Origin of the sequence: Nesterenkonia aurantiaca, assembly GCF_004364585.1 — a bacterium.
Classification (GTDB): domain Bacteria; phylum Actinomycetota; class Actinomycetes; order Actinomycetales; family Micrococcaceae; genus Nesterenkonia; species Nesterenkonia aurantiaca.
This window is the reverse complement of record NZ_SOAN01000004.1, coordinates 60,095-79,186: the sequence shown is the minus strand read 5'-3', so window position 1 is coordinate 79,186 and position 19,092 is coordinate 60,095. Positions and strand designations below refer to the sequence as shown.

Below are 19,092 nucleotides of genomic sequence, written 5' to 3'. Positions count from 1 at the left end.
CACGCAGCGGGGGCCCGGAGCTGATGCTCCGGGCCCCCGCTGGGTGCTCATCGTGCTGGCCCCTCAGGAGGGGGCAGAATCAGGCGTCGCCGCCCGCCTCGCCCGAGGTGCCGGCACGGACGTTGCTGAGATCGTACTTCTTGAACGCATCGACCGGAGCCGAGGCGTCCACCGCGCCGTCGTCGGCGAGCATCTGCAGGGCGCGCACCACCATCGAGTGGGCGTCGATCCTGAAGTGCCGCCGTGCCGCGGCTCGCGTGTCGGAGAAGCCGAAGTCGTCGGCTCCCAGGGTCGCGAAGCGGTTCGGCAGGAACTGGCGGATCTGATCCGGGACCTGGGTGGCGAAGTCGGTGGTCGCGATGATCGGCCCCTCGGCGCCTTCCATCTGCTGGGTCACGAAGGGAACCTCGGGCTCGCGCTCCGGGTCCAGCAGGGCCGACTGCTCCACGTGCAGCGCCTGACGGCGCAGCTCGTTCCAGGAGGTCACCGACCAGACGTCGGCCGAGACGCCCCAGTCCTCGGCGAGGATCTCTGCGGCCTCCTTGGCCCAGGGCACCCCGACGCCGGAGGCCAGCAGCTGCACCTTGGGGCCGTCCTGCTCGGAGCTGGAGAGCTTGTAGATGCCGCGCTTGACGCCTTCGACGTCGAGGCCCTCGGGCTCTGGAAGGTGCTGCACCGGCTCGTTGTACACCGTGAGGTAATACATCACGTTGTGGTCGCCGTCGTGGTCGCCGTACATCTCGAAGAGGCCGTTCTCCATGATGTGAGCGATCTCGTAGCCGAAGGCCGGATCGAAGTGCTTCACCGCGGGATTGGTCGCGGCGAGCAGCGGGGAGTGTCCGTCGAGGTGCTGCAGACCCTCACCGGCCAGCGTGGTGCGCCCGGCGGTGGCTCCGATGATGAAGCCGCGCGCCAGCTGGTCGGCGGCCGCCCAGAAGGAGTCGCCGGTGCGCTGGAACCCGAACATCGAGTAGAAGATGTAGAACGGGATCATCGTCTCGCCGTGGGTGGCGTAGGAGGTGCCGGCTGCGGTGAACGCCGCGGTGGCGCCGGCCTCGTTGATGCCGGGGTGGATCATCTGGCCCTGCGGGGACTCCTTGTACGCGAGCATCAGCTCACGGTCCACGGAGATGTAGTTCTGCCCCTTGGGGTTGTAGATCTTCGCGGTGGGGAAGAACGAGTCCATCCCGAAGGTGCGCGCCTCATCCGGGATGATCGGCACGATCCGGTGACCGATGTTCTTGTCCCGCATCAGGTCCTTGAGCAGCCGGACCAGCGCCATCGTGGTGGCGGCCTTCTGCTTGCCGGAGCCCTTCTTGGCCTGGGCGTAGGTCTTGGACTCAGGCAGGATCAGCCCCTCGCCGACGGTCCGACGCTCGGGCACGGGCCCGCCCAGACGTTCGCGACGCTCGAGGGTGTACTTGACCTCGTCAGAGTCCTTGCCCGGGTGGTAGTACGGGACGTTATAGGTGTCTTCCTCGATCTGCTCATCGCTGATCGGGATCCGCAGCGTGTCGCGGAAGCGCTTGAGGTCATCCACGGTGAGCTTCTTCATCTGGTGGGTCGCGTTGCGACCCTCGAAGCTGGGTCCCAGACCGTAGCCCTTGACCGTCTGGGCCAGGATCACGGTGGGCTTGCCGGTGGACTCGCTGGCGGCCTTATAGGCGGAGTAGACCTTCTTATAGTCGTGTCCGCCGCGCTTGAGGTTCCAGATGTCGTCGTCGGACATGTCCGCGACGAGCTCCTTGGTCTTGGCGGAACGACCGAAGAAGTGCTCGCGGACGAAGGCCCCAGATTCTGCCTTATAGGTCTGGTAATCACCGTCGAGGGTCTCGTTCATGACCCGGACGAGCTCGCCGTCGTCGTCCTGATCCAGCAGCTCGTCCCACTCGCGGCCCCAGAGGACCTTGATGACGTTCCAGCCGGCGCCGCGGAAGAAGGCCTCCAGCTCCTGGACGATCTTGCCGTTGCCGCGCACCGGGCCGTCGAGGCGCTGCAGGTTGCAGTTGACCACGAAGTTCAGGTTGTCGAGCTTCTCGTTGGCCGCGAGCTGAAGCAGGCCGCGGGACTCGGGCTCATCCATCTCGCCGTCGCCCAGGAACGCCCAGACCTGCTGCTCCGAGGTGTCCTTGATGCCGCGGTTGTGCAGGTAGCGGTTGAACTGCGCCTGGTAGATGGCGTTCATCGGACCGATGCCCATGGACACGGTCGGGAACTGCCAGAACTCCGGCATCAGCCGCGGGTGCGGGTAGGAGCTCAGGCCGTCGGGGGCCTTGGAGTGCTCCTGGCGGAAACCGTTGAGCTGGGTCTCGGTGAGGCGGCCTTCGAGGTAGGCCCGGGCATAGTTGCCGGGGGAGGAGTGGCCCTGGAAGAAGATCTGGTCGCCGCCGCCGGGGTGGTCGGCGCCGCGGAAGAAGTGGTTCAGACCCACCTCGTAGAGCGTGGCCACGCCGGCGTAGGAAGAGATGTGTCCGCCCACGGAGATGTCACTGCGCTGGGCGCGGTGCACCATGACCGCGGCGTTCCAGCGCAGGATGCGGCGCACCCGGCGCTCCATCTCCTCGTCGCCGGGGAAGTCAGGCTCCTGATCCACCGGGATCGTGTTCACGTAGTCGGTGGTGGTGACCATCGGGACTTCGATGGACTTCGCGCCGGCTCGCTGCAGCAGCGAGCGGATGATGTATTCCGCGCGCTCGGTGCCGTGGAACTCCACGAGCTGGTCAAAAGACTCCAGCCATTCCTGGGTCTCCTCCGGATCCAGATCCGGAAGTTGGTTCGTCAGTCCGCTGCGGATATGGGAGTTCTCTTCACCAGCGCTCACGGGTCACCTCTCAAGGGGTAAGGGTCTGGGTCATGCGGTCCATGGACAGGGATGTTCCACGGGCGGGACCCACGAGGGCATCGGCCACCGGTTGTTCGACGGCCGAATTTCAGCTCAACTCTACCCGCTTGGGTGGTGTCGCACTTCCCCAACCGACAGGGATCCGCGTAACGTTGCTGGTGGCAGCCCCATCCTCGGGTGGGAGCTGCGCTTCAGACGCTAATGAATGGGAAGGGAACCTCAGGTGAGTCAGGCTTCTGCAGCCGAGGATCCGTCGGGCACCTCGACGGACCACAAGAACGACGCCGGAACCAATGTCGTCTCGCTCGGCGACCTGCTCCAGGAGCTCGGGCTCAAGCCCGATTCCCTGGTCCAGGAGATCGGTGTAGATGAGGATGTCGATGACGACTTCCGCGACCGTCTGGAGGACCTGCTCGACGAGGACCTGCTCGACGAAGACGTCCAGGAGGTCGTCGACGCCGTGCTGGTCTGGTTCAGAGACGGCGATGACGATCTCACGGACGCGCTCGTGGACGCGCTGGCCACCCTCGACGAGGGCGGCGTGCTGTGGCTGCTGACTCCGCGTTCGGGCCGGGACGGCTATGTGGCACCGGTGGAGATCCAGGACGCGGCGCCCAACGCGGGTCTGCATGTGACCTCCTCGGCGGGTGTGAGCACCCATTGGGCCGCGACCCGCCTGATGGGGCGCAAGAAGCAGTGACCACCTCGCCGCTCCCCGTGCTCGGGGAGCAGGCGCCCGGCTTCTCCGGGCGCAGCCACCATGGCGAGGTGCTTGAACTGGATCGACTCGCCGGCTCTCCGGTGCTGCTCATGTTCTACCCCTTTGCCTTCAGCCGGGTCTGCGACTCCGAGCTGCAGGCCCTGGTGGCGCGCCGAGAACGGGTTCGCTCCACAGGGGCGAGAGTGCTCGCGATCAGCTGTGACCCGGTGCATAGTCTGCGTGCCTACGCGCAGACGCTCACCGCTGACTTCTCAGAGGCCGAGTCCAGTGAGCTGCCTTTTGACCTGGTCAGCGATTTCTGGCCGCACGGCGAGATTGCGCGGCGTTACGGGTCCTTCGATCAGGTCAAGGGCGCAGCCCAGCGCAGCAGCTTCCTGCTGGATTCCTCCCTGCGGCTGGCTCATGTGCAATCCGTGCCAGCCGGAACGGCGCGCGACCTTGATGAGGCGCTGCGTCTGCTGGGGCGTCTGCGCTGAGCCGCTCGCTCAGGAGGCCGGCGCCGTCGCGCTCTGCGATGCGGGCGCCACAGCCGCGGGGTCGCCGAGCCCGCGGGTGACATACCGGGCGCGGTAGCTGTCGAAGACCGCGGTGGCCATGACGACCAGCAGCGCCGAGCCGAGCATGTGCAGCCCGACCAGGATGATCGGCAGTCCGGTGAAGTGCTGGACGTAGCCGATGACCCCCTGGGCGATGATCACGATCATCAGCCACCAGGCCGAGCGTCGCTGATTCGGTGCCGTGCTGATCCGGTACTGGCGCACCAGCAGCGCGATCGCCGCGAAGCACAGGACATAGACCGGCACCACGTGCATCCGGGTCACCAGATCCGGGTCGAAGAGGTGTCGCGGTGATCCGGGATCCCCCGCATGCGGGCCGGTGCCGGTCACCACGGTGCCCAGGAACACCGAGACCCAGGTCGAGGCGAGGATGACCGGGGCCATCGCGGAGGTCACCGCATCGGAGGCGCCGTGGCTCATCCGGACCCCGGCCACGCCCTGAAGCTGTGCACCAGGCGCCGCGGGGGAGTCCTGCCCCGAGCCCTGGCCGGCCTCGCGGGCACTCCGCAGCTCAAGTCGGATCCGGTTCAGCAGCATCGTGGCGACCATGACCAGTGCCGCGGAGAGCAGGAAGTGCAGCGCCACGATCCAGGGGTTCAGGTTGGTCCACACGGTGATCCCGCCGATGACCGCCTGCAGCGGGATCCCGGCGAGGATGATCAGGCTCATCCGGAACAGCGGCCGATGGCTGCGCCGCAGCCGCAGCAGCGCGAAGAACATCAGCGCGCAGATCAGCACGAGCACGTAGGTGAGCAGCCGGTTGCCGAACTCGATGGCCCCGTGCAGTCCCATCTCCTGGGTGGCGACCCAGGAATCCGGCGTGCAGCGCGGCCACTCCGGGCAGCCGAGTCCCGAGGCGGTCAGTCGGACCGCCCCGCCGGTGAGGATGATGCCGATATTGCTGACCAGCGTCGCCCAGGCGAGCACCTTGGTGACCCGGGTGATCCGGGTGGGCAGGTTGGTGCGAAAGACTTCGAGCACATTCATCGGAAATTTCATCGCCAGTTGAACCACCTTCGTGCGGCCAGGACGGCCAGCGCGGCCCACCCGGCGAGAATCAGAGCTTCCAGGATCGGGAACGATCCCTCCAGGGAGGCGGTGCGCAGACCTTCACCCAGGGCGGCGGAGGGCAGCAGCAGCAGCAGCGCCCCGGCCCCCTCGTGGTCGAGCGGGAACACCGAGCCGCCGGCGGCACCGAGCAGCACCCAGATGACGTTGGTCAGCGCAAGGGTCGCCTCGGCGCGGACCGTGCCGGCCAGCAGCAGCCCGAGCGCGGTGAACGCGGTGGCGCCCAGGACGACGACGACGCCCAGCCACACCAGGCCCACCGGGTCCGGGCTCCAGCCCAGGACCATCCCGGCGGTGCCGATCACCACCACCTGCACGATGACGACTGCCAGCACGGCGATGGCCTTGCCCAAGATCAGGCCGGTGGCCCCCAGCGGCGTGGTGGCCAGATATGCCAGCACCCCGTACTGGCGCTCGAAGCCGGTCGCGATGCCCTGACCCGTGAAGGCCGAAGCCATCACGGCCAGCGCGAGGACGCCCGGGGTGATCACGTCGATGCTCGGCGTGGCGGCGGAGGTGATCAGCTCCAGACGGTGAGCGCCGAAGAGCACCAGCAGCGGCAGGATCAGCGAGACCAGCAGCTGCTCGCCGTTGCGCAGCACGTTGCGGGTCTCATAGAGCCCGTGCGAGAGGATCCGGCGAGCCGCGGGACGCGGCGCGGGCGCCAGCGGCGCGTGGGGTGTGGTCATGAGACGGAGACCTCCCAGAAGACGTCTTCCAGCGTGCGGGCTTCCATGCGGACCTCTACCGGCATCATGTCGATCAGCTCCCACCAGGCCGCCAGCTCGCGCAGCTGGGTCGGTCCGGTGAGGCTGGGAGTCATCCAGGCCGCACCGGGGGCGTTGTCGGTGCCGCCGTCGAGCTCGATGCTCACCGGAGCGCTGATGATCTCGCGGTGGGTCAGCGTCCTGGACGCGGTGAACAGCATCCGACGGGCGGCGCCGGGGGAGGCCCCGGACCCTGCGTCGTTGGCCCCGGTCAGTTCCGCGACGGATCCGTGGCGGACCACCTCACCGTCCTTGAGGATGAACACCGAATCGGCGAGCTTCTGGGCCTCCTCCAGCAGATGCGTGGTGAGGATGATCCCCATGCCCATCTCGCGCAGCTCGCCGATGAGCTCGAAGACGGTCTGCCGGGACTGCGGGTCCAGCCCGGCGGTGGGCTCGTCGAGGAAGACCACCTCGGGGCGTCCGAGCAGGCTCGCCGCCAGTGCGACCCGCTGCTTCTGTCCGCCGGAGAGCCGACGGATCGAGGTGCGGAGGAAATCACCCATGTCCAGGCGAGCGACCAGGTCATCCACCGGCCAGGGACTCTGGTGCAGCGAGGCCACGTGGTTCAGCAGTGCGCGGGGCTGGACCGACTGGGGCATGCCGCCGTCCTGAAGCATCACCCCGACCCGTGCCCGAAGCTCGGCACCGGCGCGAAACGGGTTCTCACCCAGCAGCGTGACGCTTCCCTGAGAGGGGCGCAGCAGTCCCTGGGCGCAGCTGAGCGTGGTCGTCTTGCCGGCGCCATTGGGGCCGAGCAGGACCGTGACCTCGCCGGATCGCGCGGTGAGGTCCACGCTCCGGAGGATCTCCTTGAAGCCCTGAGGACTGCGAGCTGAGCCGACGGCGTAGCGCACATGGCGCAGGGTCAGACAGGGTGGATGCTGGGGCACTGCACCAGTCTACATTTCTACGCCCCGTAGAAGAGCGCCAAGTCAGCTGGAGGCGCAGTTCGAGCTCAGGCAGCGGGCAGTTGGCGCAGCGCCGTGGGGCAGGTCTCCGGGAACTTAGGTGCACCTTGCTGGCGGGTTTGTTCTGAATAGGTCAGAATAGGATCATGTATTCCATCGCTTCCGAGTCTGCTGCCGCCGGTGCGCAGTCACGCGACGTGGACACCCCGGCGGCCGACGTCGTCGATTCCGCGGCTGCAGGTGAGACGATCCGCGAGGCAGAGAGCACGACCCGTCAGCGGGTCCTGCAGCTGGTGGTCGAAGAGGGCCCGATCAGCGCGGCCGCGCTGGGCAGCGAGCTGCAGCTGACCACCGCCGCCGTGCGCCGCCACCTCGACGCGATGACCGAACAAGGCATCCTCGAGGTCAAGAACGTCACCACGCGCCGTCGCGGCGCAGGCCGGCCCTCCCGGCGCTACGTCGTGTCCCAGCGCGGGCAGCGCACCATGGGCGATGACTACCTCGGCCTGGTCAAGACCGCCCTCTCGCTGCTCCAGGACGACCGCGACTCATCCCTCGAGGCAGACGTCGCAGCCCAGCCGGACTCCAGCCAGCCGGAGACCACCCAGGTGGCCGCCGCCGCCCTGGCGCGCGGGTACTTCGCCGGCTTCGAGCAGCGCTGGGAGACGGAGCTCTCCGGGATCGAGGACCTCGATGCGCGCACCGACCGGCTCTCCCAGCTCTTCAACGAGGAGGGATTCGCCGGCTTCACCCGCCTGGTGGGCCGGGACAACCCACTTCTGGCCATGCAGTCCACCCAGCTGTGCCAGGGTCACTGCCCGATCCGGGAAATAGCTGCGGCCCATCCGGTGTTCTGTGAGGAGGAGACCGATATGATCTCCCGCCTGCTCGACGTCGATGTCAGGCGGCTCTCCACCCAGGCGGCCGGTGCCCATGTCTGCACCACTCACGTGCCGGTGGGTCGCGAGAGGCTCGCCGCTGAGCAGCGGGAACGCGCCGCAGCAAGCGCAGAGGCAGAACTACAGATCAGCGCCGCAGCCGGCGCGACACATTCGTCGCGCAGGGTCAGTGGCGGACGAAAACGAATCGTCATCTCCCCCCGTCAACAAGAGAGGTTGTCATGACCGAGCAGATCCAGCGCGAAAAGGACCAGGGGGTCACCTCCGATATTCTGGAGCGCAACCCCGAGCTCCACGGCATCGGTTCCTACGAATACGGCTGGTCGGATTCCGACTCCGCCGGAGCCAACGCCAAGCGTGGCATCGATGAGGCGGTCGTGGAGGACATCTCCTCGAAGAAGAGCGAACCCGAGTGGATGCTCAAGCTGCGCAAGAAGGGCCTGAAGTACTTCCAGCGCAAGCCCATGCCCATGTGGGGAGCAGACCTCTCCGGCATCCACTTCGACAACATCAAGTACTTCGTGCGCTCCACCGAGAAGCAGGCGAAGACCTGGGAAGACCTCCCCGAGGACATCCGCAACACCTACGAGCGGCTCGGCATCCCCGAGGCCGAGCGCGAGCGCCTGGTCTCCGGCGTCGCCGCACAGTACGAGTCCGAGGTGGTCTACCACCAGATCCGCGAGGACCTGGAGGAGCAGGGTGTCATCTTCATGGACACCGACACCGCGCTGAAGGAGCACCCCGAGTTCTTCGAGGAGTACTTCGGCTCGGTCATCCCGGTGGGCGACAACAAGTTCGCGGCGCTGAACACCTCGGTCTGGTCCGGCGGTTCCTTCGTCTACGTCCCCAAGGGCGTCCACGTGGAGATCCCGCTGCAGGCCTACTTCCGGATCAACACCGAGAACATGGGCCAGTTCGAGCGCACGCTGATCATCGCCGACGAGGACTCCTACGTCCACTACATCGAAGGCTGCACCGCGCCGATCTATGACTCCGACTCGCTGCACTCCGCCGTGGTGGAGATCGTGGTGAAGAAGAACGCCCGTGTGCGGTACACCACCATCCAGAACTGGTCCACCAACGTCTACAACCTGGTCACCAAGCGGGCCGTGGTCGACGCCGGCGGCACCATGGAGTGGATCGACGGCAACATCGGTTCCAAGGTCACCATGAAGTACCCGGCCGTCTACCTCACCGGTGAGCACGCCAAGGGCGAGACGCTCTCGGTCGCCTTCGCCGGCGAGGGCCAGCACCAGGACACCGGGTCCAAGATGGTCCACATGGCGCCGAACACCTCCTCGACCATCGTGTCGAAGTCTGTGGCCCGCAACGGCGGCCGTGCCGCCTATCGCGGCCTGGTGCAGATCAACGAGGGCGCGAAGAACTCCGCGAACTCGGTGGTCTGTGATGCCCTGCTGGTGGACACGATCTCCCGCTCGGACACCTACCCCTACATCGACATCCGCGAGGACGATGTGACGCTGGGCCACGAGGCCACGGTCTCGAAGGTCTCTGAGGATCAGCTCTTCTACCTCATGGCCCGCGGACTCGCCGAAGACGAGGCCATGGCCATGATCGTGCGCGGCTTCATCGAGCCGATCGCCCGCGAGCTGCCCATGGAATACGCCCTGGAGCTCAACCGTCTGATCGAGCTGCAGATGGAAGGCTCGGTCGGCTGACCCAGCCAGATCGTCGCAGGACACCCAGTCGCCCGGGGTCACAACCACTCCGGGCGACTGGGGCCTGCCGCCCACCGCGCAGCCTCGGCTGCCCCGCGCATCAGCACCGTGCGCAGAAGAAATACGCGCATCAGAACCAAGGGAAGAGAAACACATGACGAATTCCGCGTCCGCCGATCAGGCGGAACAGGTCGCAGGAGTCGAGGTCGGCGAAGCCCGCATCACGATTCCAGGCATGAGCGAAGAGGGCGAGAACCTCGCCACCGCGCATGAGGAGACCGAACACAGCCACGGCGGTCTCGGTGAGTCCACCGTGAAGGCCAAGTCCGGCGGCTCCCGAGCCGACCGCACCACCAGCCTGAACGTGGCTGACTTCGCCGTACCCACCGGGCGCGAAGAAGAGTGGCGCTTCTCGCCGCTGAAGAAGCTCGGCCGCGTCCTCTCCGACGCCGCCACCCAGACCCCGGTCACGCTGAAGGTGCGCAACACCGCCACCGGCGTCACCCACGGTGAGCTGGCGCTGGCCCAGTCACCGCGCGGCACCGTCTTCCTCGCCGCCGACCGCGCCGCCGTCGTCGGCTACAGCCAGACCCAGACGGCCGATCACATCAAGGTCGCGGCGAACACTGAGCTCAGCGAGCCGATCTTCCTCGACATCACCGGTGAAGCCGCCGGGCACCGCGCCAACGGGCACATCGTGCTGGAGGCGGGAAACCACTCCAAGGCGGTCTTCGTCATGGAGCACCGGGGCTCCGCCGATGCCAACCTCAACGTGGAGGTCATCGTGCGCGACGGCGCCGACGTCACCGTGGTCTCGCTGCAGCGCTGGGACGAGGACGCCGTCCACGTGGGCCAGCAGGACGCCGAGGTCGGCCGCGACGCGAAGTACAAGCACGTCTCGATCACCCTGGGCGGCGAGGTCGTCCGGCTGAACTCCAACGTCCGCTACTCCGCCGAGGGCGGAGAGGCCTCGATGTACGGGCTCTACTTCGCCGACGCGGGCCAGCACCTGGAGCACCGCAGCTTCGTGGACCACAACTCCCCACGGAACAGCTCCAACGTGCTCTACAAGGGGGCGCTGCAGGGTCAGGACGCTCGTACCGTCTGGGTCGGCGACGTGCTGATCCGCAAGGCGGCCGAAGGCACCGACTCCTATGAGAAGAACCAGAACCTGATCCTCACCGACGGCGCCCGCGCCGATTCGATCCCGAACCTGGAGATCGAGACCGGACTGATCGAGGGTGCCGGACACGCCTCCTCCACCGGGCGCTTCGATGAGAACCACCTGTTCTACCTGATGGCGCGCGGCATCCCGGAGAAGGAGGCCCGCCAGCTCGTGGTCCGCGGCTTCCTCAACGAGATCGTCCAGGCCATCGGCGTGGAGTCGATCGAGGACACGGTCCAGCAGGACCTGGAGAACGAACTGAAGATCGCCGGCTTCTAGGGGCCCCGGTCCTCCAGAAGCACCGCCGGCAGGAAGTCCTGCCGGGCGCCGCGGCTCGTTCGCTCCATCACCAGCACTTCTACGAATCAAGCAAAGGACACGCAAAGAATGTCTACTCTCGCGATCAAGGACCTGCACGTCTCCATCGAGACCGAGCAGGGTTCCAAAGAGATCCTCAAAGGGGTCACCCTGACCATCAAGTCCGGTGAGATCCACGCCATCATGGGCCCCAACGGCTCCGGCAAGTCCACACTGGCCTCCACCATCGCCGGGCACCCCCGTTACAAGGTCACCTCGGGCACCATCACGCTCGACGACCTCGACGTGCTGGAGATGTCCGTGGATGAGCGGGCCCGCGCCGGCCTGTTCCTGGCCATGCAGTACCCCGTGGAGGTTCCCGGCGTCACCATGACGAACTTCCTGCGCACCGCCAAGACCGCCATCGACGGCGAAGCTCCGAAGCTGCGCACCTGGGCCAAGGATGTCCGCGGCGCCATGGAGAAGCTGAAGATCGATGCCGACTTCGCCAACCGCAACGTCAACGAAGGCTTCTCCGGTGGTGAGAAGAAGCGCGTAGAGATCCTGCAGATGGAGCTGTTCAGGCCCAAGTTCGCGGTCCTCGACGAGACCGACTCCGGCCTGGACATCGACGCGCTGCGCGTGGTCTCCGACGGCGTGAACCGTGCCCACTCCGAGAACGACATGGGCACCCTGCTGATCACCCACTACACGCGGATCCTGAACTACATCACCCCGCAGTTCGTCCACGTGTTCGTCGACGGCCGGGTCGCCGAGCAGGGTGGCCCAGAACTGGCCGACGAGCTCGAGGCCAACGGCTACGATCGCTTCCTCGCGCCCGCCCAGGCCTGAGCGCCCCATGCTGAATCCAGACACCGTCAGGGCTGACTTCCCGCTGCTGGGCCGCACGGTCCGCGGCGGGAAGCCGCTGGTGTACCTGGACTCCGGGGCCACCGCGCAGAAGCCGCAGCAGGTCATCGACGCGGAGCTGACGTTCTACGCCCAGACCAACGCGGCGGTGCACCGCGGTGCCCACCAGATCGCCGAGGAGGCCACCGAGGCCTACGAGACCTCGCGCGATGTCGTCGCAGAGTTCGTCGGCGCCGACTCCGAGGAGATCGTCTGGACCAAGAACGCCACCGAGGCGCTGAACCTCGTGGCCTACGGGTTCCTCAACGCCAGCCTCGCCGCCGCGGCAGCCCCAGGCAGCGCCGCGGCAGCCGCGGTGACGCCCGAGGCCGTCCAGCGCTATGCGCTGGTCCCCGGTGACGAGATCGTGGTCAGCGAGGCCGAACACCACGCAAACCTGGTGCCCTGGCAGCAGCTTGCGCAGAAGACCGGCGCGACCCTGCGCTGGATCTCGGTCACGGCGGAGGGCCGCCTGGATCCCGAGACCTTCTCCGTGATCGGGGAGCGGACCAGGATTCTGGCCATCACCCACGCCTCCAACGTCTCCGGTGCGATCACCGACGTGGAGGCGCTGGTGGCGCGTGCCCGGAGGGTGGGCGCCTACGTGGTGCTCGACGCCTGCCAGACCGCGGCCCACATGCCGGTGGACCTGCACGCCCTCGACGTCGACTTCGCCGCGTTCTCCGCGCACAAGATGGTCGGACCCACGGGCGTGGGCGCGCTCTACGGCAAGCGTGCGCTGCTCGAGGATCTGCCGCCCTTCCTCACCGGGGGCTCCATGGTCGAAGTCGTCACGATGGAGGCCACAAGCTTCATGCCGCCGCCGCAGCGCTTCGAGGCCGGCACGCAGATGGTCGCCCAGGTCGTCGGCTTCGCGGCCGCGGTGAAGTACCTGAGCGAGCTGGGCATGGACCAGGTGGCCGCCCACGAGTCGCAGCTGACCCAGCGGCTGCTCGACGGCATCACCTCGGTGCCCGGAGTCCGGGTGCTGGGACCCCAGGACGCCACCGATCGGCTCGCCGTCGTCGCCTTCGAGGTGGACGGGGTGCACCCGCACGACGTCGGCCAGGTGCTCGACGACGCAGGGGTGGCCGTGCGGGTGGGCCACCACTGCGCCCAGCCGATCCACCGGCGGCTCGGTGTCCATGCCTCGGCACGCGCCTCGGCAGGGGTCTACACCACCGCCGCAGACGTCGATGCGTTCATCGCCGGGCTCCACGAGGTGCGCCGGTTCTTCGCGGCGCCCTCGGATACAGGAGGCCACTGATGGCCGATGCGATGGAACAGCTCTACCAGCAGGTGATCCTTGATCACGCCCGGGTACGGCAGGGCGAGGGCGAGCTCACCGAATACGGCGGAGAGTCCTTCCAGATCAATCCCACCTGCGGAGATCAGGTCACGCTCCGGGTCCGGCTGGACCCGGAGGGGGAGCGGATCCAGGCGCTCGGCTGGACCGGCCAGGGCTGCTCGATCTCTCAGGCCTCGCTCTCGGTCATGCACGAGCTCGTCCTCGACCAGCCGGTCGCCCGCGCCGAGGAGCTCGGGGCGTACTTCCGAGAGCTCATGGCGGCACGAGGCAAGGAACTGGACTCCTCACGCCTGGAGGCGCTCGAGGACGCCTCGGCCTTCACCGGTGTGGCACGCTATCCCGCACGGATCAAATGTGCTCTGCTGGGTTGGATGGCGCTGCGCGACGCACTGGTCCAGGCGCGCGGCCGGGCATAGACCCTTGACTTGAAACGTTGGACCCTGCAGATGATCAGATACAGACCACAGCACGTACATACAGAACGTCGAAGGAGAGGAGAGCGCCATGAGTGACGCTGTCACCGCGGCTCAGACGCCGCTTGAAGATGTCGAGGAAGCACTCAAGGACGTCATCGACCCCGAACTCGGGATCAACATCGTGGACCTCGGTCTGCTCTACGGCCTGCACTACGCCGAGGACGGCGCGCTGCTCATCGACATGACGCTGACCACCGCGGCCTGCCCGCTCACCGATGTGCTCGAAGAGCAGGTCGGACAGCACGTGGGCAGCCTGGTCGACGAGTGGCGGCTGAACTGGGTCTGGATGCCGCCGTGGGGCCCGGAGAAGATCACCGACGACGGCCGCGAGCAGATGCGCGCCCTGGGCTTCAACATCTAATAAATTTGAACAATTACCTGCCGGGTCTATTGCTGGGAAGAACCTTGGCATAGGCTGTCTCGGAGCAGGTGGCATCCATGTCCGTACCCTGAAGCAGGCAGGATGCCGCCTGTGCCAGGGAGCTCACATGTCACGATTGCACAGGTTTCTGGGCCGAGAATCAGAGCTGGAACTCATTGCGGCGGCGGCGGAGTCCGTTCACTCCTCCTCCGACCCGAGGTTCATCCTGATCGACGGCCCTCCGGGCGTAGGCAAGACGTCCCTGCTCAATGAGGCCGTGGCCCGACTGACGGGCTGGTCCCGTGCAAATGTCTACCTCGATGTCGCCGACCGGGCGACGCCGGGCTACGCGGCCGCGCATCTGCTGCGCAAGCCGCAGCGCTACCACGCGCCCACAGATCCGCAGGAGCTTGCCGCGCTGGTCCAGGAGCAGGTCGACGGCATCACGGAACCCGTGGTGCTGGTCATCGAGGACCTGCAGTGGATGGATCCGCTCTCGGCCGCCGTGGTCTATCAGACCATCCGCGAGGTCGAGGACGTCCCGCTGCTCTCGCTGGTGACAAGCCGCCCCACCACGCGACCGGAGCTGCAGCGCCTGGCGCGATACACAGCGACCGCCGGCGAGGCGCTGCGCATCGTGTTGGAGCCGTTCAGCCGAGCCGAGGTCCGCGCGCTGCTCCAGGAGCAGACCGGGCTGCCGATCAGCAGCAATGTGGCGGCGCGGATCCACGACGCCACCGGCGGGTTCCCGGCTTTCCTGGACCACGTCATCGAGAAGCTCACCGCACGCGACGAGGCGATCACCGCCGCGGCGCTGGACGACGCGCTGGAGCAGCTGGACCGGGGCGAAGGTCCGGCCGAGTCTCAGCGGCAGCGCATCCGGGAGGTCTTCGAGGAGACTCCTGTGCAGCTGCAGGAGGTCCTTGCGCTGCTCGCCCTCTCCAGCTACCCGCTGGCGATCCACGAGATCCGTGACCTGCTCGGCGTCGAGGCCGTGGACGCCGCGGCGCTGCGAGACTCCGGCCTGGTCCAGGAATCGGTCAAATCCGGCCGGTTCTTCCTGACCCACCACATCTTTCGGCAGGGCCTCGTGGCCGATCTCCCGCGCGAGCAGCGGGCGGATCTGCACCTGCGCCTGGCACGCCTGGATGCGGGTCCCTCCTCGGCGCGTCACCGTGCGGAAGCGGCGCTGCTGGACCCCTCGGTGGGAGACCGCCCGGCGATCGTTGCAGCGCTCACGGACGCAGCGCGCACCGCGAGCCGGACCAGCGATCATGCCGAGACCCTCGAGCTGAGCCGGCTCGCCTTCGAGGTGGACCGATCAGGGGACACCCTGGAGGCCCTGACCTTTGCCGCGATGCGCGCCGGCACCCGGTTCGCCATCGACTCGACGACCAGCTGGGCGCAGAGCCACGAGAACGTGCATCCGGTGCTGCGCCGCGGAATCCTGGCCCGCGAGAGTCTGATGCGCGGAGATCTGCAGAGCACACTGGGCTTTCTGGCCGGCGGCGCCGGTCTGGAGGAGGCCTCGCCGAAGGCACTGTTGTGCTATGCCGACACGGTCTTGAGCGCTTCGCGCACCACAGGTCTCCGCGGATCCTACTGGCAGCTCTTCAAGATCGCTGAACGAACCGTCGAGGTGCTGCAGCTGCTCGAAGAACGCCTCCAAGCCGGGGATCCGACCCTGCGCATCCGGATGGCTACGCCCGAGCAGCTGCTGGCGGAGACACGTGGACTGCGGGTCAGCCTGCAGCTCTGGCGACTGCTGGAGGGCATGGATGCCGCTGAGCCCGAGCTGTTCTCCCAGGAGGTCGAGGTGCTCCTCGACGAGGTTCGCCAGATTCCCGGCACGGAGTCTGCGCAGCTGGTGCTGCTGGTTGCGCGCGGCGCACTGCTGCGTACCACCGGTCACCTCTCCGAGGCCTACTCGGACCTGATCTCCGCCGTCGAGAACTGGCCCGGACGAAATCGTCGCGCACTGGCGCACGCCGAGATCCATCTCACCTACCTGCTCTTCGAGGCCGGGATGTGGAGCGAGGCCCAGGGGTTCGCCGAGTCGGCCGCCGCGGAGGTGCTGGACATCAGCGAAGACAACCTGGCACCGGTGGCGTTCAACGCTGCCCACCTGGTGCCCGCGGCGCGCGGGGAGCGGGAGGGGCAGAACTGGCCCTTCGACCTGCGCGCACACATCCATCGCATGACCGACACCAGTCTCGGGCGCGCGGGCCGAGGATTCGTCGAGGCCTGGGGGGCCACGTGCGCCCAGGACCATGAGCGCGTGATCAGCAGCGTCCTCGGGCTGCAGGCCGAGCTCAACATCTGGTCCCGCGCGATCACCCCTGCAGTGCTGCTCGGCCGCTCGCTGTTCCACAGCGGCCGGGCCCAGGCGCTGCCGGCACTGATCACCAAGGTTCGTGCTGATGAGCACTCCTCCGCCGCACAGCGCGACTACGTGCTGCGTCACCTGCGCGGACTGGCCGCCATGGGGGCCGGAAAACACGTCACAGCCTATGAACACCTCAGCGCGGCGATGACCACGGTCTCCGGGATCCCGGCGCTGAAATCCAGCCAGGTCTCCGGTGACGGCGGAGCGCTGAGCATCTACCGCGGACTCCTCGCACTGGACCTGGCGCAGTGCGTGGTGCTCGGCATGGACTCACTGCAGGAGAAGGTCGAGCAGAGCTCTGAATGGGTGCTCTGGGCCGGGTCCATGTTCCAGGGGTGCGGGGCGGAGGGGCTCTTCCATCAGGCCGATGAGGTCTTCCGGACGCTGCGCAAGGGGGGCGCACTCCCAGGTGCCGTGGGACGCGTGAGGATGATCGACCTGCCCGCAGGACTCAGCTCCAAGGCGCGCTTCGCGCTGGCCGCGCTCACCGCCCGCGAGCGGGAGATCGCGCTGATGGTCGGGCACGGTCTGTCCAATAAGGACGTGGCCGAGGAGCTCGTCCTCTCGGTGCGCACCGTGGAGTACCACGTGGCGAACGCGCTGGGAAAGCTCGCGCTGGACTCGCGTCATGCGCTGCGTCGGATGCTCCAGGACGAGGCCGAGGACGGTCTGCGCAGCGCCTGAGCTGGCTCCGCGACAGCGCCTGGGCTGGCTCCGCCGCAGCGGCCGGGCTGGCTCCGCGACAGCGCCTGGGCTGGCTCCGCCGCAGCGGCCGGGCTGGCTCCGCGACAGCGCCTGGGCTGGCTCCGCCGCAGCGCTGGATTGCTGTGCCGTGCCCTGGCTGACCTGGACGCGAATCCCACCACGGGGAATCACGGGGGTTCCCACGTAGTCCCTGCGGGGGTTCGCCCACCACTGTGATGCGGGACCCACCTCCCGGCCTAGCGTGAGCAGTGCACCGTGACAGGCGCCCCTCCGTTCCAGGGGCGTCTGCCCGGTGACCACTGACCTTGCACCGGGAAGTTGTCCCTCATGACCATGCATGACTCTGTGCGGATCGCCCGCCGTCGATGGGCTTCCATCCTGCTCACGCTGCTCCTCGCCGCCGCCGTGGCGGTCGGCGTCTACGCCTGGCAGCCGACCGTCTACGAGGCCACCACCACGATCTATGTCTCGGCCGCCACGGGGGAGAATTCGCAGGAGCTTCCCCAGGGCAGCGCCCTTGCTGCACAGCGGACCCAGACCTATGCGGACCTGGTCACAACACCGGCCGTGCTGGGCCCTGTCATCGAGGCACTGCGGCTGCCAACCTCCAGTGCCGAGCTCGCCGAGGACATCGAGGCCACGGTTCCCAGCGGCACCTCGCTGGTGAGGATCACCGCATCTGCCGGGGAGGCCCAGGCGGCCGCGGACCTCGCCGGCGCGACGGTCACCAGTCTTCGAGCCCTGGTCACCGAGATCGAGAGTCCAGGCGATGGCCCAGCCTCCGAGGGCGAGGCCCGCGTCGAACTGGCAGTGGTTCAGGAAGCCGAAGCACCGGTGCGTCCGCAGAGCCCGCGGCCGGAGATCACGCTGGGCACGGGCCTGGCACTCGGTCTTCTCCTGGGCCTTGCCCTGGCATTCCTGCGGGAAGCCCGCGACACCTCCGTCAGGACTCCGCAGGATCTCAAGGACCTCACCGCAGCGCCGCTGATCGGTGTCATCCGGCGCGCACCTGCGGGGCGCTGGGAGAAGCGGCGCCGGGATCCCAGGTCCGTTGACGCCACGGGACCCTTCCGGGAGATGCGCCGACGCCTGATGTTCGGCAAGCCACCAGGCACCCCGAGCTCCTATGTGATCACCAGCGCCGTGGAGCAGGAGGGTCGCACCAGCGTGGCCGTGAATCTGGCTCGAGCCCTGGTGGACGCGGATCGCCGCACCCTGCTGATCGGGGCGGACTTCACGAACCCGGACCTGGTGTCCTGGTTTCGGGCCACGACCCCGGGGGCAGGCCAGCTGACCGATCTGACCCCGGCAGGGTTGAGCGAAGTACTTGCTGGACGGGCGTACCTCGAAGATGTGGTCATCACCGAGGCCGAACCGGGTCTCGACATCCTCCCGGGTGGACGGGGGACGGTCCAGGGCCTGGAACCCGCCAACCTCGACGCCATGGCGGCACTGCTCGAGGGCTGCGCCGAGACCTACGACGTCACCGTGATCGACACGCCAGCGCTGCTGAACGAATCCGATGCGGCGCTGCTGGCTCAGATCACGACCGGTGTGATCTTGGTGGCGCGCTACGGCGAGGTCACGCGGGCACAGTTGGGCACCGGACTTGAGCTGCTGACCCGCGCCCGCGCTCGACTCGTCGGGGTGGTCTTCACCGGGGTTCCGCTGCGCGGACCTGACAGCCTGAGAGACCCTCGGTCTTCGCGCTCACGCCGGCGACGTCGTGATGCCGGACCCGGACCCGATGCAGGTCCCCACGAGCCCGGGCGGAACTTGAGCGCCCGCGCCTCCGGACTCTCCTGGGCGCGACGACGTCGGCTCCCTGACGGCACCCTGGCGCTCTCCGAGGCTGCCCCGCGCAGCGCGCACATCTTCTCGCTGCCTCAGGACAGGACGTGATCTGTCTTCATGGCTGCTCCGACTCCGGGCCCCGCCGCTGCCTTCGAAGGCGGCCGATCCCGACTGCTGCACCCCCGGTCAGGTGATCCAGCACGGCTCCACCGGCCTCGCCCCCTGCACCATCGATCCATTCCTGAG

Annotated in this window: 15 protein-coding genes; 11 read left to right on the top strand and 4 right to left on the bottom strand. The window is 67.6% G+C overall.

Translation table 11 applies throughout. The features are described from left to right. Positions 1-79: 79 nt before the first annotated feature. Positions 80-2,821 carry a pyruvate dehydrogenase (acetyl-transferring), homodimeric type gene (gene aceE / locus EV640_RS06345; protein ID WP_036476332.1) on the bottom strand — a complete coding sequence of 914 codons (2,742 nt, stop codon included), beginning with the start codon at positions 2,819-2,821 and terminating at the stop codon, positions 80-82. Positions 2,822-3,065: 244 nt separating this feature from the next. Between aceE and EV640_RS06340 the strand changes: the two genes are divergently transcribed. Both EV640_RS06340 and EV640_RS06335 read left to right on the top strand, forming a co-directional pair. Next, positions 3,066-3,542 (top strand): DUF3052 family protein, encoded by a 477-nt coding sequence (locus EV640_RS06340; RefSeq protein ID WP_036476330.1) that lies wholly within the window; start codon positions 3,066-3,068, stop codon positions 3,540-3,542. Next, a complete protein-coding gene (locus EV640_RS06335; protein ID WP_036476329.1) occupies positions 3,539-4,039 on the top strand; it encodes a redoxin domain-containing protein in 501 nt (166 codons plus the stop codon). Before EV640_RS06340 ends, EV640_RS06335 begins: the two co-directional genes overlap by 4 nt. A 9-nt stretch (positions 4,040-4,048) precedes the next feature. Here the strand turns inward: EV640_RS06335 and EV640_RS06330 are convergent, their stop codons facing one another. From EV640_RS06330 to EV640_RS06320, 3 genes are read right to left on the bottom strand one after another with little or no spacing between them, the layout of a single operon-like run. After that, a complete protein-coding gene (locus EV640_RS06330; protein WP_051501296.1) occupies positions 4,049-5,119 on the bottom strand; it encodes a COX15/CtaA family protein in 1,071 nt (356 codons plus the stop codon). Further along, complete coding sequence (locus tag EV640_RS06325; protein ID WP_133726110.1) at positions 5,116-5,877, bottom strand: ABC transporter permease; 762 nt, start codon at positions 5,875-5,877, stop codon at positions 5,116-5,118. The genes EV640_RS06330 and EV640_RS06325 overlap by 4 nt, the downstream gene beginning before the upstream one ends. Continuing rightward, positions 5,874-6,848, bottom strand: a complete 975-nt coding sequence (locus EV640_RS06320; protein WP_235181066.1) for an ABC transporter ATP-binding protein — start codon at positions 6,846-6,848, stop codon at positions 5,874-5,876. Before EV640_RS06320 ends, EV640_RS06325 begins: the two co-directional genes overlap by 4 nt. Before the next feature lie 164 nt (positions 6,849-7,012). Between EV640_RS06320 and EV640_RS06315 the strand changes: the two genes are divergently transcribed. The 9 genes from EV640_RS06315 (at position 7,013) to EV640_RS06275 (ending at position 18,954) form a co-directional block, all read left to right on the top strand. Continuing rightward, on the top strand, positions 7,013-7,990 hold the full coding sequence (locus tag EV640_RS06315) for a helix-turn-helix transcriptional regulator (RefSeq protein ID WP_133726109.1): 978 nt from the start codon (positions 7,013-7,015) through the stop codon (positions 7,988-7,990). After that, a complete protein-coding gene (gene sufB, locus EV640_RS06310) occupies positions 7,987-9,444 on the top strand; it encodes a Fe-S cluster assembly protein SufB (protein WP_036476322.1) in 1,458 nt (485 codons plus the stop codon). The genes EV640_RS06315 and sufB overlap by 4 nt, the downstream gene beginning before the upstream one ends. 154 nt (positions 9,445-9,598) lie before the next feature. Beyond that, entirely contained in the window at positions 9,599-10,888 is a 1,290-nt protein-coding gene (sufD, locus tag EV640_RS06305) for a Fe-S cluster assembly protein SufD (protein ID WP_133726108.1), read from the top strand. Positions 10,889-10,996: 108 nt separating this feature from the next. Further along, positions 10,997-11,758, top strand: coding sequence for a Fe-S cluster assembly ATPase SufC (gene sufC / locus EV640_RS06300; RefSeq protein WP_036476321.1), 762 nt, complete (start codon positions 10,997-10,999; stop codon positions 11,756-11,758). Between the two features lie 7 nt (positions 11,759-11,765). Then, positions 11,766-13,082 carry a cysteine desulfurase gene (locus tag EV640_RS06295; RefSeq protein ID WP_036476319.1) on the top strand — a complete coding sequence of 439 codons (1,317 nt, stop codon included), beginning with the start codon at positions 11,766-11,768 and terminating at the stop codon, positions 13,080-13,082. Then, on the top strand, positions 13,082-13,540 hold the full coding sequence (sufU, locus tag EV640_RS06290; RefSeq protein WP_036476318.1) for a Fe-S cluster assembly sulfur transfer protein SufU: 459 nt from the start codon (positions 13,082-13,084) through the stop codon (positions 13,538-13,540). The genes EV640_RS06295 and sufU overlap by 1 nt, the downstream gene beginning before the upstream one ends. An 88-nt stretch (positions 13,541-13,628) precedes the next feature. Beyond that, positions 13,629-13,961, top strand: a complete 333-nt coding sequence (locus EV640_RS06285; RefSeq protein ID WP_036476317.1) for a metal-sulfur cluster assembly factor — start codon at positions 13,629-13,631, stop codon at positions 13,959-13,961. A gap of 127 nt (positions 13,962-14,088) precedes the next feature. Continuing rightward, positions 14,089-17,031 carry a helix-turn-helix transcriptional regulator gene (locus tag EV640_RS06280; protein WP_084479635.1) on the top strand — a complete coding sequence of 981 codons (2,943 nt, stop codon included), beginning with the start codon at positions 14,089-14,091 and terminating at the stop codon, positions 17,029-17,031. Between the two features lie 348 nt (positions 17,032-17,379). Then, on the top strand, positions 17,380-18,954 hold the full coding sequence (locus EV640_RS06275) for a tyrosine-protein kinase domain-containing protein (RefSeq protein ID WP_133726107.1): 1,575 nt from the start codon (positions 17,380-17,382) through the stop codon (positions 18,952-18,954). Positions 18,955-19,092: the final 138 nt, after the last annotated feature.